4 protein-coding genes are annotated in these 3,342 nt (G+C 68.3%); 2 read left to right on the top strand and 2 right to left on the bottom strand.

Features of this window, described 5'->3' with window-relative positions:
* Nucleotides 1-535: NAD(P)/FAD-dependent oxidoreductase (locus tag VGK78_RS06120; protein ID WP_331526634.1), on the bottom strand; the 535-nt coding region annotated here is incomplete at its 3' end.
* A 134-nt stretch (nt 536-669) separates the two neighbouring features.
* Between VGK78_RS06120 and VGK78_RS06115 the strand changes: the two genes are divergently transcribed.
* A complete protein-coding gene (locus VGK78_RS06115) occupies nt 670-1,293 on the top strand; it encodes a TetR/AcrR family transcriptional regulator (RefSeq protein WP_331526633.1) in 624 nt (207 codons plus the stop codon).
* 201 nt (nt 1,294-1,494) lie between these two features.
* A complete protein-coding gene (locus VGK78_RS06110; protein ID WP_331526632.1) occupies nt 1,495-3,054 on the top strand; it encodes an FAD-dependent oxidoreductase in 1,560 nt (519 codons plus the stop codon).
* A 92-nt stretch (nt 3,055-3,146) separates the two neighbouring features.
* On the opposite strand, the gene VGK78_RS06105 is transcribed toward VGK78_RS06110, so the two are convergent.
* Nucleotides 3,147-3,281, bottom strand: a complete 135-nt coding sequence (locus VGK78_RS06105; RefSeq protein ID WP_331526631.1) for a hypothetical protein — start codon at nt 3,279-3,281, stop codon at nt 3,147-3,149.
* Nucleotides 3,282-3,342 lie beyond the last annotated feature (61 nt).

Here is a 3,342-nt window from a genome sequence, read left to right as displayed (position 1 = left end):
GGCCGATGGAGGCCGGGCCGGTGGCGAGGACGCCGATGGGCTCATCGCGCACCTCCCAGCCGTGGCAGTACGGGCAGTGCACCACACTGTGCCCCCAGTGCTCGGCGAGCCCAGGCACCTCCGGCAGCACATCCGTGAGCCCGGTGGCCACCAGGATGCGGCGAGCGGTGATGCTGCGGCCGTCGGCCAGGGTGACGCTGAACCGCAGGTCCCCGTCCGCCGACGGGGCGGCCGGCTCAGCCGAGACCACCTCGTCGTGCACGACGCGTCCGCCGTACTGACGCACCTGCTCCCGGCCCCGCCGAAGAACCTCCGACGGCGGGGTGCCGTCCAAGGCCAGCAAGCCATGCACGGCCTCCGCGGGCGCGTTGCGCGGCGAGCCGCTGTCGATCACGACGACCGAGCGGCGGGAGCGGGCCAGCATCAACGCACCGTTCAGCCCCGCGCCGCCGCCGCCGATCACCACCACGTCGACGGCCCCCTCGGGCAGTGCGTCGCTCGCGGAATCCTCGCCGACGGGCGTTCCCTCGGTCATGACTTCAACCTCCAAGCCGCCTTCGCGGCGTCGCGGTCCTGCAAACACAGACTGGTTATGTACTGAACTGTCAGAAACGTAGCCAGTTCTGTACTGAGTTGTCAAGAACGACGCGTTGGAGCTACCTTCTCCGTATGGCGAGACCACGAAGTTTCGACCGCGACCACGTCCTGCACGCCGCCGAACGGCAGTTCCGCACCACGGGCTACAACGGCACGAGCGTCGACGACATCAGCGCTGCCACCGGCATGGGCCGCGGCAGCCTCTACGCCACGTTCGACGGCAAGCACGGCGTGCTGCACCAGGCGATGTCCGTGTACTTCACCCGGCTGGCGCAAGGTGCACCGAAGGCGCTCGCCGGACCGGACGAGAGCGCCATGGAACGACTGCACGCGTACCTGCTCCGCGCCGTCCACGGGGTGCCACTCGCCGCCGACGTACCCCCCGCCCCTGACCGGGCGGCGGCGGCCTGCTTCGCCGCCAAGATGGCCATGGAAGTCGGCGCCTCCGACTCCGAGGTCAAACGCCTGGCCAACGACTGTTTCTCCGTGCTGATGACGGCAGTGGCCGACTGTGTGCGAGCGGCACAGCGCAACGGCGACCTCGACCCCGACGCGGACCCCGACGACCTCGCATACCTTCTGCTGACCATCGTCCGCGGCACCGACGTCGTAGGCGCCTACGGCCACAGCCCCGCCCGCCTGACCTCGATCGCGGAGAGCGCATTCGCCTTGCTGCCGCGCCCCCGCCACCGCTGAGAAGGGCACGGCCGGGTCTCGTTGCGACGCCCCTGGTGCGGACCCTGAAGCTGAGCGTTCCAGAAGTAGTGAGCAATTCAGCAGAGAATGCCGTCAGTCAGGCGAAGGAGACCCATGACCAGCATCCCGGTTCCCGACGAGATGACCCACTACTCGTCGCGACGCCGACGGGACGAGGCCGACGAGCTGGCGTGGCCGGTCTTGAGCGAGCATCTGCTGAGCCTGCTCCGATCGGGCGGTGAAGAGCTGCGCCCCGAAGCTGGCGAGTTGTTGTGGGATGCCGGAGACCCGTACGACCTGTACCTGGTGCTCGCCGGAGGGCTGCTCCTGGTAGATCGTCGGGAAGACCGGGTCGTCTGGGTCGTGGAGCCAGGCGACTTCGTCGGCGAGTTGGGCATGTTCATGGGCCAGCGATCCGTCTTTCAAGGTGTCGCCATGACCGGCACTGTGGTTCTCCGGGTGCACCTTGGGGAGCTGCGGCGACTCGTGGAGATCTCGGCCGAGCTGAGCGACGTTGTGCTGTCCGCGCTCGACGCCCGACGGCTCTTCCTGACGAGGAGGGGCGAGGGCGGTCTCGTCCTCGCCGGAGACGACGACCGCGATCTGCACCGGCTCCAGGAGTTCGCCGGACGCAACCAGATCCCCTACCGGACCGTGCTGCGCTCGGACCCCGTGGCGTGGGCCGAGCTGACGAAGACGACCGCGCTGCCCGCGTCGGGTACGGCCGTGGTCACCGGCGAGCAAAGGGTCATGACCGCGCCGACGACGCGCGATCTCGCCAGCGCGCTCGGGATCGACTTGTGGGGCCTTGCCGACAACACTCGATGCGACGTGCTCGTCGTCGGCGCCGGACCAGCGGGCCTGGCGGCAGCGGTCTTCGGGGCATCCGAGGGCCTCGACGTGGTTGTCGTGGAAGACGTTGCCATCGGGGGTCAAGCGGGCAGCTCCTCGCGGATCGAGAACTATCTCGGCTTTCCACGAGGCGTGTCCGGGACCGAGCTGGCGCGGGCAGCGATGATGCAGGCCGTCAAGTTCGGAACCCGGCTGGTCTCGCCCCGATCGGTCACGGGCTTGACCCAGACGGCTTCAGGCTTCCGCGTCCGCCTTGACGACGAGCACGACATCGACGCGACGGCCGTGATCATTGCCAGTGGGGCTCGCTATCGACGTCTGGACGTGCCTGGGCTGGCCGACCTCGAGGGGCGGGGCGTCTACTACGCGGCGAGCGACCTCGAGGCCAAGGTCGTCTCAGACCAGAACGCCGTGGTTATCGGGGGCGCCAACTCGGCCGGCCAAGCCGCTCTGTTCCTGACCCGGCACGCCGCTCACGTCCACATCCTGATCCGGCGGGACGATCTGCGAGAGACAATGTCGGCCTACCTCGCGCAGCGTCTGACTCACCATGAGCGCGTCACCGTCCATCCCCGTGCGGAGCTCTGCGCGGTCAGTGGAGCGACGCGGCTGACAGGTGTGATGTGGCGAGACCACGCCCAGGAGGCCACTGTCCGACTCGACGCCGCCGGTCTCTTTTTAATGATCGGCGCGGAGCCACGCACCAACTGGCTGCACGGAGCAGGTGTGGAGCTCGACGGCAAGGGCTTCGTCGTGACTCGGGAGGGGTTCAATGCGTCATTGCCCGGGTTGTTCGCCGTGGGCGACGTACGCGCCGGATCGGTCAAACGAGTTGCCTCGGCCGTCGGCGAAGGCTCAGTGGTGGTCTCCGCTGTCCACGCCTACCTCGCCGACGCGAGCCGATCCTGACATCACAAGCATCACGGGGCTTGTCGTCGACCAGCCAAGTGAGCTTGGCACGGGCTACAACGGCACGGGCGCTGCCGGTGCGCTTGACGAGTTCAGTGAAGGAACCCGTCCCATTTCAACTCGAAGCGTGACTCGCCGGTCATGCCGTGCTCGCCTGGCAGTTGCTCAATCGCCTTGGCCAGCTCGAGCTGGACCGGCCCGGTGAGTTCGGGCGACAAGTTGCCCATGGCCACAGTCTCGCCCCGGCACACCGCCACGAGCACCCGCAGGCGCGTCCCAGTTCAGCAA

The organism is Nocardioides sp. (genome assembly GCF_036503465.1).
Classification (GTDB): Bacteria; Actinomycetota; Actinomycetes; order Propionibacteriales; family Nocardioidaceae; genus Nocardioides.
Note: the sequence above shows the minus strand (reverse complement) of the source record. Positions and strands in the feature narration are given on the sequence as shown.